Source organism: Microcella sp. (assembly GCF_025808395.1).
Taxonomy (GTDB): Bacteria; Actinomycetota; Actinomycetes; order Actinomycetales; family Microbacteriaceae; genus Microcella.
In genome coordinates this window covers 2,302,321-2,318,712 of the sequence record NZ_CP075524.1, presented here as the reverse complement: position 1 = coordinate 2,318,712, position 16,392 = coordinate 2,302,321, and the positions used below count along the sequence as shown (strand labels likewise).

Below are 16,392 nucleotides of genomic sequence, written 5' to 3'. Positions count from 1 at the left end.
TGTGCCGCACGGTGACATGTGGCACGCTGTCGAGCATGACCGCCGCCCTCGAACTGCGCCTGCCGAGCGGGCAGCGCGCCGTGATCGAGCCCGATCGCTGGGCCGATGGCAGCTACACGCTCATCGTCGACGGCACACCCCAATCGCACGTCGACCTCGACGACCCCGCGAGACTCTTCTTCGAGTACGTGCAGCGCATCGGGCACGTCATCGACGAGTGGGGTGAGCCCGGCGCACCGCTCACCGCGCTGCACCTCGGAGCAGGAGCCCTCACCCTGCCCCGCTATGTGCACGCGACCCGACCCGGGTCTCGTCAACAGGTCATCGAACTCGATGAGTCATTGGTTGCCTTCGTGCGAGAGCACCTACCGCTGCCTCGACACTCGTCGATTCGCTTGCGCTATGGCGACGCCCGCGCAACGCTCGGGCGCCTGCCGGCTGCGCTGCACGGCGCCGTCGACCTCATCGTGGTCGACGTCTTCAGCGGCGCCCAGATTCCGGCTCACGTCACGAGCGTCGAGTTCTATCGAGAGCTCGCGGTCTTTCTCGCCCCCGGCGGCGTGCTCGCGGTGAACATTGCCGACGGGCCCGGCCTCGCCTTCGCCCGAGGCCAGGCCGCCACCCTGCAGCTCGTGCTGCCCGAGGTCGCTGCGCTCGCCGAGACGAGCGTGCTCAAGGGCAGACGGTTCGGCAACGTCGTGCTCATCGCCTCGAGCACCAAGCTGCCCCTCGAGTGGATGCCGCGCCTCATGGCCCGCGGGCCTCACCCCGCCACGGTCACCGCCGGCGCCGACCTCACGAGGTGGGTGGCAGGAGCCTCGGTGGTGAGCGATCAGAACGCCGTGCCGTCGCCTGCGCCCTCGGCCGGGCTCTTCACGATGACGGGCCGACGTGGCTGAGCGCCGCCGGTCGCCCAGCGCTCAGGGTGCTCGCTCGCCCGTCGCCCTCGGTGTGGCCCTGCTGCTCGCACTCGCGGGCTGCTCGTCGAGCGGCACAGATCGCAGCCCCACCGGCGCGAGCACGCCCCCCTCGACGCAGCCGCCGCCGGTCGAACCGGCCATCGAGCAGTGGGTGCCAGACGGCACCGTCGAGACCCTCATCATCGGCCTGCGCACCCCGTGGTCGGTCGTGCCCCTCGCCTCCGGCTCAGTGCTCATCAGCGAGCGCGACACCGGTCAGGTTCTCGAACTCACGGCAGGCGGTTCGGTGCGCGTGGTGGGCACGGTTGCCGACGTGGTCGCGGGCGGAGAGGGGGGCCTGCTCGGGCTTGCCGTGCTCGACGACCCGACTCCCGCGCTCTACGCCTTCCACACTGCGGCCGCCGACAATCGCATCGTGCGCTTCGACCTCGAAGGAGCACCAGGGTCGTACGGGCTCGGAGCCAGCGAGGTGCTGCTCTCGGGCATCCCGAAAGCGCAGAATCACAACGGCGGTCGGCTCGCATTCGGGCCAGACGGCATGCTCTACGCGACGACCGGAGACGCTCAATCGCCGGGCCTCTCGCAAGACCTCGACTCGCTCGCCGGCAAGATACTGCGACTCACCGCTGACGGCGCGGTACCGGCAGACAACCCCTTTGCCGGGTCGTACGTGTACTCGCTCGGGCACCGCAACCCCCAGGGCATCGTGTTCGACGCCGACGGCCGGCTGTGGTCGTCAGAACTCGGGCAGAACACGTGGGATGAGCTGAACCTCATCGAGGCCGGTGCCAATTACGGCTGGCCCGTCGTCGAAGGAATCGAGGGCAGGCCCGAGTTCGTCGACCCCGTGCAGCAGTGGGCGACGAGCGAGGCGAGCCCGAGCGGCCTCGGCCTCGTGGGCGGCACCCTGTTCATGGCGTCGTTGCGCGGTCAACGCCTGTGGGTGATCGACGTCGAGCGGGCGACCACGAGCGAGGCGCACGTCGAGCAGCAGCTGGGGCGCATCCGCGATGCGGTCGCGACGCCCGACGGTCGACTGTTCGTGCTCACGAGCAACACCGACGCCAACGGGCGCCCGGGGCCCGACGATGATCGGCTGCTCGTGCTGGGCCTCACCCAACGCGACTGAGGCGCTCACCACGCGCATCCCGCGTCGGTGACAGCAGTGTCGGTGGTTGCCCCTAGCATCGACCACGTGAGCGAGATGCAGAGGGTGCGGCACTGGGCCGAATCGCTCATCGCCCTGCACCTCGACGACTCGTGGAGCTTCGCGTTCGACAACGCCACGCGCCGCGCCGGGCTGTGCGACTTCAGGCGCAAGCGCATCTCGGTGTCACGGCACCTCGCAGAGCGCTTCGACGACGACGCCATCCACCAGACCCTGCTGCACGAAGTCGCCCACGCGCTCGCCGGGCCCGGCACGGGGCACGGGCCGGTGTGGCGCCAGATCGCGCGCGACCTCGGCTATGTCGGCGGCACCACCCATGACGGGCCCATCGCCGATGATCGCGCGCGCTGGCGAGGGTCGTGCCCGCGAGGGCACGAGTTCGTGCGGTTTCGGCGACCCAGCCGCGACGTGTCGTGCGGCCGGTGCTCGCGATCGTTCAGCCGTGCAGCGCTCATCACCTGGCGCGACCAGACAGCCCCGCCGATGGCTCAGTCACTCTGAGACGGTGACCTCTTTCCAGAAGGCGACATAGTTGCTGAAGTCTTTGCCGACCCGCTCGATACCGCTCGCGTACGGGGTCGGGTAGCTCCAGGCACGATCGGGCAGGCTCTGGCCGTCGACCGTCACGGTGAAGTACTGGCACTCGCCCTTCCACGGGCAGGTGTACGGCGTCGGGCTCGTCGTCAGAAATCCGTCGACGATGCTCGACGGCGGAAAGTACCAGTTGCCCTCAATCTTGATGAGGTCGTCTTCTGCGGCCTCGGCGATGACGGTGCCGTTGATGTGAGCCTTCATGGGTCCTCCTGCGGTCGAGTGATGGCGGGTCGTTCGACCCAACCTCAGGCTGGCAGGTCGAATTCCCGCAGCACGACGAGTTCGGTCGATTCCCAGCGCGCCCGCGCCTCGCTCACGGCAGTGGCACCGGCGCTCGCGGCGAGCATCCGCCCGCCCACCGAGGCGCTCAGCATGTGCGCCACCGCACCACGCAGCCCCTGATAGGCCGCCGCGGCGACCGCGGCTTCGGGGCTCGTCGCATCGATGCCGACCGCGCCGAGCGCGTCGATGACGGCGCCCGCGAGCAAGTGGTCTTCGACCGGGATTCCCTCCGGCGCCTCCACGGGCGCTCCAGCGGCCACGACGGCGACCATCGTTCGCTCGCCGCGCGCTGCCTGCAGCTGCAGCAGCCGCTGGGCGATCGTCCCCGCAGCGCCGCAGCGCGCGTCGATCACCTCGAGATGCGGTGGCAGAGCATCAGTCGGCAGAGGCTCGGTCGCGAGACCGTCGCACCAGACGAGCAGGTGCGCGCTCGCGCCGATGCGTCGAGCGCCGTCGAGCCCCACATCGAAGCGCACCTGATAGCGCTGCTGGGCGTCGGGGCGATCGTCGTCGTGGAGCGCGGTCACAGGTCGATCGTACCGAGGTGGCGCACACTGGGTGCATGCGCGTGAGACTCGACCTGCTGCTCGACTGCCCCGCCGATGCGGCGTGGCGGGCCGTGCACTCGCCCGCCGTGTTCCGCGCGGTGTCTGGGCCGTTCACGACGGCCGAGTCGCTCGAGCCTGCAGGCTTTCCCGAGCACTGGAGCAACACCGAGCATCGGGTGCGGCTGCGGCTGCTCGGCGTGCTGCCCATGGGCACGCAGCTCATCAGACTGCGCGACGAGACGCTGACCGACGGCACCCGCATCGTGCACGACGAGGGCGGCCCGCTCACGGGAGCCATGCGCATCGTGACGCGCTGGCACCACCAGATGGCGATCAGCCCCGAGTCGTCTGCACCGGATGCTCGCACACGGTTTCGCGACACCCTCGAGCTCGGCGCCGGCGTGCTGACGCCCCTCGCCTGGCTCGGGTTCTGGGTGTTCTGGCAACTGCGGGGCCGACAGCTGCGGCGGCTCGCGCCCGGCTGGGTGGCGCAGTTCGGCGAGTCGGGCGGCTCTCGAGGCGGCGCGGCATGAGCGCAGCATCCGGCGCTTCTGACCGGGCCGTCAGCGCGCTCGCGGTCGCAGATTGGCGTCGGCGCACTGCCGCGCTCTATTGCGAGCTGCGTGCCGCGACCGACCTGCCCGCAGCGCACGACCACTGGCGGCGCACCCGCGACGAGCTCTTCGCCCACCACCCCGCCTCGCCCCTGCTGCCCGCCGACCGCGAGGCGTTCACCGGGCTGCGCGTGAAGCCCTACGACCCCGCGTGGCGGTTCGAGTGCGTGATTCAGGATGCTGAGCCGGCGCGCATCGACGTCGAGACGGGCACCGACGGAGTCGTGCCGTTCGAGCGGCTCGGGCTCGTCGACGTGCCCGGCGTCGGCACGCTCGACGTCTGGAGGCTCGCCTCGTACGGCGGTGGCATCTTCGTGCCCGTGCGCGACGCGCTCTCGCGTGTGCCCGGCGGAACCTACGGCGGCGGTCGCTACCTGCTCGACACCGTCAAGGGCGCCGACCTCGGCGGGGGTCGCGCACCGTGGTCGCTCGTGCTCGACTTCAACTTCGCCTACAACCCCTCGTGCGCCTACGACGAGGCCTGGGCATGCCCGCTCGCGCCGCCCGGCAACGTCGTCGACGTCAACATTGAGGTCGGCGAGCGCTACGGCGATGGGCGGCTCGTGCTCTGAGCTGGGCGGAGTGCGGCAGGCACCGCGATGCGGCTCGAGCGCACCCTTCAGGGCGACCTGCTACGGTTGATTCATAGGCAGAACTGTTCTCAGTTCTCCTGCGTCGTAGAACGCTTACTCCTCCCGCCCGCCGCGCACCGACTCGCGCACCGGAGCGGTTCGACACTTTCTCACGGCGAACGATGTCGGCCACTGCCGCCGTCGCCACAATCCCTCGCTCGCGCATGACACTCGCCGAGTTGCCACTTGTTGCCGCATCGCGGCGGCGTAGCGGCAACACGTGGCAAGTTGAAGCATGCTGCGGCGCGGAGCACCACGAAAGGCACCACCAGAATGACCAGCACCACACTCATCACCCCCAGCACCACCACGTTCAGCGCGCTCGGCGTGCCCTACCCGCTCGTCGAGGTTCTCGACGGCCAGGGCAAGACCGAGGCGTTTCCGATTCAGGTCGACACGCTCGCCGACACCCTCGCGGGTCGCGACGTGCTCGGCCGCGGCAAGACGGGCTCGGGCAAGACCCTCGCCTTCTCGATTCCGATGGTCGCGCGCCTCGGCATGCGCACGGGAGCACCGCGCCGGCCGATGAAGCCGCTCGGCCTCGTGCTCGCGCCGACTCGCGAGCTCGCCACCCAGATTCTCGCGGTCATCGAGCCGCTGGCCGAGGCCTACGGACTTCGCGCGATGACGATCTTCGGCGGCGTCTCGCAGGGCAAGCAGGTGCAGCAGCTGCAGCGCGGCGTCGACATCGTCGTCGCCGCACCCGGCCGCCTCGAAGACCTCATGAAGCAGGGCTTCGTCTCGCTCGACTCAGTCGAGATCACGGTGCTCGACGAGGCCGACCACATGGCCGACCTCGGCTTCTTGCCCGGCGTCACCCGCATTCTCAAGGCCACGCCCGCTCGTGGGCAGCGCATGCTGTTCAGCGCGACCCTCGACAACGGGGTCGACAAGCTCGTCAAGCAGTTCTTGCACGACCCGGTGACGCACTCGGTCGACGAGGCGAACTCGCCCGTCGCCGACATGACCCACCACGTGTTCGAGCTCTCGGGCACCGACGAGAAGAAGCGCATGATCTCGGCCCTTGCCTCGGGCAGCGGTCGCCGCATCTTGTTCATGCGCACGAAGCACACGGCCAAGAAGCTCGCGAAGCAGCTCACGGCCGACGGCATTCCCGCCGTCGACCTGCACGGCAACCTGTCGCAGCCTGCGCGAGACCGCAACCTCGCCGCGTTCGGCGACGGCAGCGTGCGAGTGCTCGTCGCGACCGATGTCGCGGCTCGCGGAGTTCACGTCGACGACATCGAGCTCGTGATCCACGTCGACCCGCCGACCGAGCACAAGGCCTACCTGCACCGCTCGGGCCGCACGGCGCGTGCCGGAGCAGCAGGAGACGTGGTCACCCTCGTGCTTCCCGAACAGCGTCGAGACACGGCCGACCTGCTGCGCAAGGCCTCGATTCGCGTGCAGCCCCAGCAGGTCACCGCGACCTCGCCAGCAGTGACTCGCCTCATCGGCGATGTCGCACCGAAGGTCGCCGAGCACGAGCTTCCGGCAGTGCTCAAGCGTCAGCCCGAAGGCGGAGGCTCGTCGCAGGGTGCGAACGCTCAGCGCAAGCGTGCGAACCGTTCGGGGCAGGGCGGTCAGCGTACGGGCCAGGGCGGGCAGCGTTCGGGCCAGGGCGGCCAGCGTTCGAGCCAGCGGCGCACCGACGCGGCCCCGGCACGGTCAGGATCAGCGGCACCCGTTGCACGCTCGACCGACACGGCTGCGGCAGCACCGGCGAGAGCTCGTCAGGGCTCGCGCCGAGCATCCGCGCCCAGCGGCGGTTCGGGCGGAGCGATTCGCGTCGGCCAGGTCGTGCGTGCGAACTCGTCGGGAGGGCAGCGCCGCGGGCGCTGACCGTCACCACACGCTCACGATGGCTCACGGGCCCCGGTCGCGCCTTCGCGCCACCGGGGCCCGGCCTTCTCTGCGCTCAGTTCTCGTCGAACCCTGCGCCGAGGCGTTGTCGGTCTAGCCCGCCGACGCTCGTCGACGCGCGATCGTCAGCAGCACGAGGCCGCTGAACAGCAGCGCGGCGATGACCCACAGCCAGAGCATGATCTCGACACCCGTGTTGGCGAGCGTGAGCATGAAGACGTTCGCGAGGGTCGAGTCGTTCTCGCCGTCGGCGAGCGTGAGCTCACCGAGCTGCAGCACGCCGTCGAGCCACATCAGCTGCATCGTCGCGCCGCCGCTGTCGACCTCTGACACCGAGCAGACCGCGCTGGCCGGCAAGTTGTCGAAGGTCACCGTGACGCCATGGCGAATCTCAGAGCGGACGCTCGTCGGCTGCTCGGTCGCCTCGTCGTCGCTCTCGGCCTGATCGATCGACTCGCGCGGCCAGCCGCCCGGAAGCAGCGGCACCTGCTCGCCATCGCGATCCCACACGCACTCGGTCTCGATGAGGAACACAGCGTCACGCGCTTCGTGCGCGAACGGCCCCGTGACGTCTTTGGTGATCGAGAACGCGGCCAGCAGGAAGGTGTTCTCGAGAATCACGGTGTGCTGCTCGTCAGCCTCAACGGTGAACTCGGCATCGACGGCGTCGACTCGAGTAGCACCACCCGTGCGGGTCTCCGTCACCGAGCACTCTGCGCCCGCCGGAATCTGATGCCACCCGTTGCGGTATCCGTTCACCTCGGTGAGCTCGCGTGCAGCACCACCGGGAATCTCGAGGTCAGTGATGACACCGTCGATCTCGAGGGTGCACGCGAGGCTCGCCTCGTACGGACCCTGCACGAACAGGCCGGTGCCGTCGCCGGCGAACGTCTTCTCGATCGCGACGCTGCCGACATCGAAGGTGTTGGTCACCGTGAACTGCACGGGCGCGGCCCCCACGGTCACCGCGTCGACATCGATGCTCGTGCTCGTCGCACCAGCGGTGCGGGTCTCGACGAGCGAGCAGACCGCGTCGATCGGCAGCAGGTCGTAGGTCGCTCGATAGAACCCCTCAGACGTCAGGAGACGCAGAGCGCCGCCCGGAATCTCGATCTGCTCGTCGACGCCGTCGATGTCGCGCACGCACGACAGCTCGACCTCGAAGGGGCCCGCCCCCCACGTGTCTGCGCCCTCGCCGTCGCGCACCTTCTCGACACGAACCTCGCCGAGGCCGAAGGTGTTCGTCACGGTCGCCGCGACGAGGTCATCGGCGATGACGACATCGGCGGTCACGCCGCTCACGGAGTCGCCATCGATCGTCACGGTCGTCGAGCTCGCGCCACCGGTCGCGGTCTCGGTAATGGTGCACAGCGCACCCGACGCGAGATTCTCGATCGTCACCGGGTCGTCTCCGCGCACGAACGTGAAGCTGTGAGAGAAGACCACTCGCTCACCCGTGCTGTCGTCGAGCACGCACGTCACGTCGATCTCGAAGGGAGCATCCGCCCACTCGCCGGTGCCCTCGCCGATGACCGCCTTCGACAACTCGATCGAGCCGACCGTGTAGTCGTTCATGATCTCGGCGGTCGTCTCGGTGCCGAGCGTGACCACCGCCGAACTCGAGGTGGTCGTCGACGAGCCGGCGCCGTCGCGCACCGTGGTGATGCGCGTCTCGACGGCACTCATGGTGTCGGTCTCGGTGACGGTGCACACGGCGCCGTCGGGCAGCCCGGTGAGAACCCAGGTCTCGCCGTCGACGAGCTCGCGCTGCATCTGAGTCTCGGCGTCGTAGCCGGTGCCGTAGACGTTGACCGACTGGAAGAGGCAGTCGACCGTGACCGGGAACGGCCCGAACTCGATCGCATCGCCGTTCTGATCGACGGCCGCACTCGACACGGTCTTCGAGACGGCGAGGCTCGCGAGCTCGAAGGTGTTCTCGACCTCGAGCGAGGGCTGCGGCTGGTCATCGACGAGCTCAGAGGCGTCGACGATCACCGTGAAGGTGTAACCCGTGCCGACGTTGGTGGTCAGCTCGTCGCCGTTCTCGTCGAGGACGCGGCTCGAGGTGGCGCTGCCGCGATCTGTCTCGGTCAGCGTGCACTCTGCGCCAGACGGCAGCAGGGTGTAGCTGACGGTGCCGTCGGGAGCGAGCTCGCGAGTGGCGCCGCCGGCGATGTCGACGGCGATGCCGTCGCGCACGCAGGCCAGGGTCACCTCGAATGGGCCATCGCCGTACACGGCGCCGGCGCCGATGACCGACTTCGACACCTCGAGCTCACCGGTGAGGTAGTAGTTCTCGAGCGTGACCGACGCGGGGTTGCCCGTGGTCACGAGAATGTCGGTGCCGTCGATGACGGTGCCCTCGTCGTCGACGATACGGTGAGCGTCGGCACCGGTCGCGGCGACATCGCGCTCGAAGACCGTGCACGTCGAGCCGTCGGCGAGGTTCTCGATCGTCACGAAGCCGTTGGCCGGCACCGTGAGGTCGTCGTTGAACGACTCACCGACGAGGGGCGACGTGCAGACCAGGTTCGCCGTGAACGACTCGGGCGCGAACTGCCCGGCTGCCCCGCCGATGACGTCTTTCGAGATCGTGAAGCTCGTGACGCCGTAGCGGTTGGTGAACTGGGTGCTGTTGCGCGGCGCTCCCGACACGTCTTCGGCGAGCGAGGCGATCGTCGTCGACGTGCCCTCGATCGACGTCGAGGTGGCGTTGACGGTGCGCGCGATCGAGGTCGAATCGGCATCGAGATCGTCGGTCTCGGTGACGACGCACGAGGCACCCGCCGGCAGCCCTGCGAGCGTGCGAGTCTCTCCGTGCCGCAGTGCGAAGGTCATGGGCGAGGCTGCGAAGCCGGTGGCCAGCACGGTGCCGCCCTGGAAGGTGCAGGCCACCTCGAAGGCGAACGGGTCGATGGGGTAGACCGGGTTGCCCTCAGCGTCGACGGCTGCGGTCTGCACCGTCTTGCCGACCACGAGCGAGGCGAGCGCGAATCGGTTGGTCACCGACCGAGTGACCGTGGGCGATGCCGTGAGGGTGATCGCCCCCTGGGTGGTCACCTGGGTGGCACCGGCGCTCTCGGTCTCGGTCACCGTGCAACTCGAGCCGGCAGGAATGTTGTCGATCGTGCGACTCAGCCCGCTGGCCGACGACAGGGTGAAGGTGCCGTACCAGACCGAGTTCGTCGGGGCACCAGTCGGCATGTCGTTGACGGTGGCCGCTTTCGTGCAGCTCACGCGGATCGTGAAGGTGCCGGTGCCGTACTGCGTCGCACCCGCGCCCGTGAGCACCTTGTTCACGGTCAGCGAGGCGACCGGAATGCTGTTGGTGTACGCCACCGTGTTGGTCGCTGCGCCCCCCTCGGCGTCGGGCGACAGCGTCACCACCGCGGTCGTCGCGTTCGGCTCGGTCGACGCGCCGCCGGTGGTGATCGTCTTGGTCACGGTGGCGCCACGGGTGTTGGTCTCGGTGACGGTGCAGACGGCACCGGCGGGGAGCCCCGTATAGGTGCGCGACTCGCCGTCGTTGAGGGTGAAGGTCGCCGGCGTCACCGACACCGGCTGCGGGCCTGCTCCGACGTTGAAGGTGCAGGCGATGCTGAAGGTGAAGCTGGTCTGCATCACCGGAGCACCCGCCGCGTTGACGGCACCATTCATGTTCACGGTCTTGCTGATCGTGAGCGACGCAGACTCGTAGGTGTTGGTCACCTCGCTGAGCTCGATCGGGTCGCGCTCGTCAAACGCGGGCCTGGGGTTGAAGACCACCGACGGGCTCGAGTCGAGCGACCGCACGGTCACCGTTTGCGGCAGCGCTGCCGTGGTCGTGGCACCGGTGGTGCCGACCTCGGTGATGTCGCACTCTGCGTAGAGGGGGATGCCGAGGATGCGCGTCGACGCCGCATTGCCGGTGAGGGTGAACGGCGAACGGTTGTTGCCGGCGCTGTCGAGCAGCGAGATCGGCTCTCCGTCGACTGAGCACGCGACGTCGATCGCGAAGGTCGCAGGAGCGAACGCCGCCGCGGCGCCGTCGACGACCTTGGCGAGGTCGATCGCGCCGGTCGCGAGGGCGACGCCGACCTTACGAGGCTCGGTGACGAACCGGTAGGGCAGGTCGTTGTCTCCGTCACGGCCGCGAGCGGCACCCGCGATCGAGTTGTAGGCGATCGAGTCGCGCGCGAGGTTCGCGTTGGTCTCTCGCAGCACGGGCTCAGAGGCGGTCTGCGACCGGTAGACGATCGAGATGTCGTCGCCCGGCACCAGACCGTGGTCTGCGACGTCGACACCGACGGTGAAGTCGACGACGAACTTGAGGGCGATGACGCTCTCGAGCAGCGCGGCGTCGGGGGCCGACGGCATGACCTTCCACCCCGTGATGGGGTCAGCACGATCAGGCAGGCCACCCGGGCTACCGCTCGTGATGCACGGCAGATACGACTGCACCATCGGCGGGGTCGAGCTCGCGTTCATGCCCAGCTCGAACTGGATGTCTGCGCCGTTGCACTGCGGGGTCGCCAGGTCGAGACGGTCGGTGTAGTACACCGTGAGCGCCTCGTCTGGCCAGCCGACCAGCCGCGGGCGCTCGGTGAGCACCGGGGCCCAGCGCGACGAGCGCGCGTCGTTGATGATGACGCCTCGGTCGTTCTGGCGCGGCAGCACATCGATCGCCACGACCTCGAAGACGCGCACGTTGCCCGCGTTGAAGAAGTTGCCCACCCACTCTTCGGTGCCGCCGGGTCGAGTGATCGGCACGCATGGGTAGCGGTAGTAGTCGGTGCCGTCGACATCGAGCGTCGGCGCGCTGCAGTCGATGCCGTTGTTGACGGTGCGGATCACCCCGAGGTCGTCGAACGGCAGCCCCGTGTCGGGGTCGATGATGAGGTTGCCGTCGAGGTCGAGCGGGCCCGCTTCAACGCCCTTGACGCCCTTGACGATGTTCATCGGTGCGCTCGGCAGGGCCCAGACCTTCGTGGTCGCGGTGCAGCTGCTCACGAACAGCTGGGGGTCGAGTTCGAGAGCACCGTTCGTCGAGTACTCGCAGCGGTCGAACTCTTGGTCGCTCGTGACGATCGCGCTGTTGAGCACGAAGTTGCTCGACTCGGAGCCCGCTTCGAGGAACTGCCGGAACAGCAGCGGCGCCTTGATCGTCAAGGTCCACCCCTTCGGCAGCACGAAGGCCGGGTCGGGGGTGATCGTCAGCGCCTGCCCGCCCGGGCCGCTCGCGCCGAGCACCGCCGTAAACGATGGGGCAGCCACTGCCGTGCCCGAGGTGTTCACGAGCGAGAGGCTGATGAGGTCTTCGGGCAGGTAGCTGACGCCCGTCTCGGGGTCGATGCCGAGCACGAGCATCGGCCCGCTGAGGTCGACGGGGATGAGGTCGACGATCTGCAGCTCGGCGAGGTCTTTGTCGTGACCGGTGCCCAGGTTGCGCACCTCGATCTCATAGGGAATCGGGGCGCCCAGAGTGAGCGGGCCGAACGGGGTCTTGATGACGCGAACCTTCGCCGGCCGGTGCTGGAAGAGGATCTGCCGGGTGTCGTCGGCGGTGGCCTGCCAGAGCGGAGCATCCGAGCCATCATCTGCCCACGACGTGACCGTGACGTCGTTCGTGAAGATGCCGATCTGCGACTCGCCCGGTGCCGGCTCGTCATAGATGTAGAGCGTCGACGGCACGGGCTGGTCGCTCGGCTCGACCAGCAGATCGCGCCGCGTCACCGTGAAGCGCACGGTCTGGAGGGGGTTGAACGGCCGCTCCCATGCGGCACCGTCGGCCCGCGTGTAGTGGAACCGCACGCCGCGGATGTCAGCGGTGACGGCCCCGGGGGGCAGCGTCGGCAGCGTCAGAGTCGAGCCGAAGGCACCCTCGACCCAGCAGTCGTCGAGCACGGCCGAACCGCCGCACTCTGCTGTGATGCCGCCGCTGCCGTCGATGACGTAGTCGACCCCGATGAGCACGTCGACCTTCACGCGGTTGAGCGGGCTGGCGAACGAGTGCGAGCCGAAGCCGGTGAAGTTGTAGGCGTTCCAGAACGAGGGGGTGAGGTCTTCGAACACCATGTCGGTCGACCGCACGTTGCCCGACGGCTGACCGGTGAGGGTGACCGTCGCGATGCGCGAGTTGCCCTCGAACTGGGTGGCGGGCACCGTGATCGTCGCCGTGGTGTCGGCCTGGATGCCCTTGGTGGCAGTGACTCCGTATGACAGGTTCTCGACCGACACGCTGGCGGTCGCCTGCGCGATGAGGGTGTTGTTCGACTGCCCCTCGGGCGGCTGGGTGAGTCCACCAGGATCACTGATGGTCGCTCGCACGGTGTTGGGCACGAAGGCGCTGGTGGCGGCGGTCACTCGAGTGGCGGGGGCGCTGCGCAAGAACTCTCGCAACTGCGTGTCGACGACGAGGCGCGTCGTCGCCTGCACGTCGATGCGTCCGGTGTGCACGACCTCGATGCCGACGACGTCGGCAAGCTGCGAGGCCATCAAGGCCAGGGCGGCAGTGCGGGTGAATGAGTCGAAGTCGCCCGACTCGCGCTCGAGAATGACGACCGTGTCGGTGGCGCCCGAGGGCACGGTGAGCGACACGATGTCGAAGAGGTTGACGGCGTCGAACGGGTCTGTGCCCGCGACGGGGTCGAGAATCGACAACTCGTCGACCCGCGAGACCGAGGTGTTCTCTGCCTCGATGGTCATGCGTGCTCGTGGATAGAACTCTTGAGGCGTTCCGTCGGGCGGGGTGCCGAGGGGTCCGTCGACCCAGGTCTTCGTCACCTCGATCGTCAGCGGCTGGTCGAAGATCTGGATCGAGTCAGCCGAGGTGCGGGTGAGCACCACGGCGTTGTCGGCGTCTCGACCGTCGAAGCGCACGGTGTTGTTGACGACACCGAACGACCCCGTGTTGTAGAGCGCCTCGCGCGTGCTGCCGAGCACAGCAACCGAGGGGTCAGAGCGGCGCACGTCGCGCACCTCGAAGACCAGATCGAACCGCCGGTCGAGGTTCATCGACGCGGCGACTCCCGACCCGACGGGAGGTGCGGCGGGGTTCGTGCCGATGCGGGCGGCACGCGTGGGGCTCTCTTCGATGATGAGGCGCACACCTGTGGCGGTGGTGCGCTCGGCTGTGGTGAGTGTGTAGCCGGGGAAGGTGCCGTCGCAGCTCGCGGGGCACGGGCTGCCGCTCGCGTCGACCCAGCCGCTACCGGGAATGTAGAGCTGCACGGCCGCCACTCGGTCGAACGTGAGGCGCGAATCCACTCCGCTCGTGATCGCGGGAATGCGCACCAGGTTGAACGCCTCGAAGACGGTCTGCCCGACCGGCGTCGTGGCGGGGTCAGATGCGGTGTCAGAAAGCACGACCGTGTGGAAGGTGGTGCCGGCGGTGCCCCACCGGATGCGCGCCGTCGCCTGCTCGCCGCTGCGAGCATTCACGGCCTCGAAGCCCGTGCTCGGCACCGGCTGCCAGTCTTTCGAGATCGCCGAGATGTTGCCTGTGCCACCACCGGAGCCATCGTTGGTGGGCAGCAGCTCGATCGAGGCGACGGCATCGTCGGTGGCCTCGGGCGGCGTCGCGACGGGGTTCGTGACGGCGGTCGACACCGTGTTGGTCAGCTCGATCGACTCGGTGCGCGTCGCCGATGCGGCGTCGCCGGTGCCGTCGCGCAACTCGTCGCGCAGAGCGAAACGCAGGTTCGGCTGCACGGTGAAGCCGGGGTTGAGCAGCGTGCCGAGGGTCTCGAAGTCTCGGTGCTGGTACGTGAACCTGATCGCCGAGATCTGCTCGCGCAACGACCCGCTGATGGTCGTGTTCAAGAAGGTCGGGCCGAGCAGCGCGTCGGCACCGGGCAGCACGAGCCACTCAGAGCCCGTGAAGTACTCCACGGTCAGCGTCGTGTTCGCCGGCACCGCCGTCGCGACGATGTTGGTGAGGTCGAAGTGGTTCCAGAACTCGTCGGCGGCGCTGTCGACCGGGTCGGTGATGACGAGCGAGACCGAACCGACCGTCGATGAGGTGGGGTCGACCGCCGAGGTGGGCAGAGGCGTGATGCTGCTCGGCAGCGAGATCAGCGTCGTGGCCCCTTCGACACCGTAGAGAGTGTCTGGAGTGATCGTCTTGTTCGCGAGCGTGTTCACTCGAGAGGTTCGGCGGGTCAGATCGTCTGAGGCGAGCGCCGTGCCGGTCTGGTCGTCGAGGGTCACGACGTCGACGCGAACCTGGTTGACCGTGGTGACGTCGGTCTCGACGGTGCCGGTGAGCACGCGGAACGGCAGCGAGGCGTACTGGCCGGGCGCCATGCCCCCCGGCAGGGTGCTGATGAACCTGACCCGGATGCTCTGCACGAGCTCGGCATCCACCGGGGCTGGAATCGTGTCGACCGTCGTGGTGGTGACCGGGGCGCTGAAGTCGGCATCGCCTTCGTACCAGTAGCTGACCTCGGCACTGGTCGCACCGACGGGCCACTCGATGTCGGCGGTGACCCAGCCGTCGAAGCTCAACCCTTGGCCGGCGAGCGACGTCGAGCCCGGGGCGGGCTCGGTGAGCGTCATCTCTTTGAGGGGAAAGTCTCCGCCGTTCTGCCCGCCGATGGTGACGCGCTCGAGCACGCCGCCGATGACGTACGAGTTCTCGAACTGCTTCGAGGCAACGGGCGACACGCTCGTCGGGTCGAGGCGAATGGTGTCGGCGGCGAGAACCGGCGTGGTCGAGTCGTCGCCGAAGCGCACCCACGAGCTCGCCGTGTTCGTGACGGTCAGGGTCGACGGCACTGCCGCCGCCGTCGACGTCAACTCGCCTTCGATCGTGATCGCGGCGGTCGCGCCGCGATCGACGCGCCCCGTCGTCGAGGTGAAGACGAACCGCAGGCCGCGCAGGTCGGCCGTGTCGACGCCCGGCGGCAGAGCGGCCGAGGCGGCGGGCGTGCCGACGTTCCAGTCGGCGCCGTCGAACCAGTCGACCCGCACCCGGTTGGCCCCCGCCGGCAGGCTGAGGCCGCTGAGCCCGGTGATCTCGACGTAGGTGAGGATCGACGACGAAGGGTCGGCCGGCTCTTGCATGACGAGCTCGTCGACCGAGCCGTTGCTGGTGTTGGTGGCGCCGAGAGCGAAAGCGACCGAGCGGCCCTGCACTGCGGGGCTCGTCGCGGGGGTGACGTCTTTCGTGGTATTCGAGCCGAGCACCCGCGGCACGGCGAGCAGCACCTCGGCGCTCGATTCGACCACGTTGGGTCGCGGAGGATCGAGCGTGAGGTCGGCACGATTCGACACCGTCACGACCGCGGTGTTCACGAGAGTGGTGCCGTCGAAGTCAGCGGAGAGGTTTGCGGGCACGGTCGCGGTGGCGTTGAGCTGCACGCCGGTTCCCGCTTGCATGCCGGTGGCGCCGCCGCCGAGGTCGTCGACCACCTCGACCGTGAAGTCGTTGCCGGTGATCTGGATGTCGATCGGCGGGTTCTGCGTTGCCATCGTCACCGACTGCAGCACGAGCGGAGCAGGAACCGAGTCGGCGAGCGTCAGGTCGAGGCAGTCGGTCTCGAGCGAGGAGCAGTTGATCGTGAACTGATAGGTGACGGTCTGGCCGGGGCCGACGGCGGTCGGTGCTGCGGGAATCGCGTCCTTCTCGAACTGGATCAGCACCGGCTCGTCTGGGTCGCCTTCGCCTGCCGTCGCGGGCTGGAACGCGATGAACGGAGAGAACAGGGTCACGAGGGCCACGACGGCCACCCCGGGAACGAAGCGCCGGCTTCGGCGGCGGTGCGATGACGACAGACTCATGATGCGGTGTTC

9 protein-coding genes are annotated in these 16,392 nt (G+C 68.7%); 6 read left to right on the top strand and 3 right to left on the bottom strand.

The genetic code is table 11. The features are described 5' to 3' along the window. The first annotated feature begins 35 nt into the window (after positions 1-35). The 3 genes from KIT89_RS11300 to KIT89_RS11290 all read left to right on the top strand — a co-directional run bounded on the left by KIT89_RS11300 (position 36) and on the right by KIT89_RS11290 (position 2,589). Positions 36-899, top strand: a complete 864-nt coding sequence (locus tag KIT89_RS11300; RefSeq protein WP_297601672.1) for a spermidine synthase — start codon at positions 36-38, stop codon at positions 897-899. Next, positions 892-2,049 carry a PQQ-dependent sugar dehydrogenase gene (locus KIT89_RS11295; protein ID WP_297601669.1) on the top strand — a complete coding sequence of 386 codons (1,158 nt, stop codon included), beginning with the start codon at positions 892-894 and terminating at the stop codon, positions 2,047-2,049. Before KIT89_RS11300 ends, KIT89_RS11295 begins: the two co-directional genes overlap by 8 nt. A gap of 66 nt (positions 2,050-2,115) precedes the next feature. Beyond that, entirely contained in the window at positions 2,116-2,589 is a 474-nt protein-coding gene (locus tag KIT89_RS11290; protein WP_297601667.1) for a SprT-like domain-containing protein, read from the top strand. On the opposite strand, the gene KIT89_RS11285 is transcribed toward KIT89_RS11290, so the two are convergent. Then, a complete protein-coding gene (locus tag KIT89_RS11285; protein ID WP_297601665.1) occupies positions 2,581-2,883 on the bottom strand; it encodes a DUF427 domain-containing protein in 303 nt (100 codons plus the stop codon). The genes KIT89_RS11290 and KIT89_RS11285 overlap by 9 nt on opposite strands. 44 nt (positions 2,884-2,927) lie before the next feature. After that, on the bottom strand, positions 2,928-3,491 hold the full coding sequence (locus KIT89_RS11280; protein WP_297601662.1) for a hypothetical protein: 564 nt from the start codon (positions 3,489-3,491) through the stop codon (positions 2,928-2,930). 35 nt (positions 3,492-3,526) lie between these two features. Between KIT89_RS11280 and KIT89_RS11275 the strand changes: the two genes are divergently transcribed. The 3 genes from KIT89_RS11275 to KIT89_RS11265 all read left to right on the top strand — a co-directional run bounded on the left by KIT89_RS11275 (position 3,527) and on the right by KIT89_RS11265 (position 6,600). Continuing rightward, positions 3,527-4,045, top strand: coding sequence for a hypothetical protein (locus KIT89_RS11275; RefSeq protein WP_297601660.1), 519 nt, complete (start codon positions 3,527-3,529; stop codon positions 4,043-4,045). Beyond that, a complete protein-coding gene (locus KIT89_RS11270; protein WP_297601657.1) occupies positions 4,042-4,698 on the top strand; it encodes a DUF1684 domain-containing protein in 657 nt (218 codons plus the stop codon). The genes KIT89_RS11275 and KIT89_RS11270 overlap by 4 nt, the downstream gene beginning before the upstream one ends. A gap of 333 nt (positions 4,699-5,031) precedes the next feature. After that, positions 5,032-6,600, top strand: coding sequence for a DEAD/DEAH box helicase (locus tag KIT89_RS11265; RefSeq protein ID WP_297601654.1), 1,569 nt, complete (start codon positions 5,032-5,034; stop codon positions 6,598-6,600). 114 nt (positions 6,601-6,714) lie between these two features. On the opposite strand, the gene KIT89_RS11260 is transcribed toward KIT89_RS11265, so the two are convergent. Further along, positions 6,715-16,380: a DUF5979 domain-containing protein gene (locus tag KIT89_RS11260; protein WP_297601651.1), complete on the bottom strand. Its 9,666-nt coding sequence runs from the start codon at positions 16,378-16,380 to the stop codon at positions 6,715-6,717. Between the last annotated feature and the right edge of the window lie 12 nt (positions 16,381-16,392).

Excerpts from the sequence above, each read along its gene's own strand:
- KIT89_RS11300 (WP_297601672.1), top strand. The coding sequence starts at position 36 with ATGACCGCCGCCCTCGAACTGCGCCTGCCGAGCGGGCAGCGCGCCGTG.
- KIT89_RS11285 (WP_297601665.1), bottom strand. The coding sequence starts at position 2,883 with ATGAAGGCTCACATCAACGGCACCGTCATCGCCGAGGCCGCAGAAGAC.
- KIT89_RS11275 (WP_297601660.1), top strand. The coding sequence starts at position 3,527 with ATGCGCGTGAGACTCGACCTGCTGCTCGACTGCCCCGCCGATGCGGCG.
- KIT89_RS11270 (WP_297601657.1), top strand. The coding sequence starts at position 4,042 with ATGAGCGCAGCATCCGGCGCTTCTGACCGGGCCGTCAGCGCGCTCGCG.
- KIT89_RS11265 (WP_297601654.1), top strand. The coding sequence starts at position 5,032 with ATGACCAGCACCACACTCATCACCCCCAGCACCACCACGTTCAGCGCG.
- KIT89_RS11260 (WP_297601651.1), bottom strand. The coding sequence starts at position 16,380 with ATGAGTCTGTCGTCATCGCACCGCCGCCGAAGCCGGCGCTTCGTTCCC.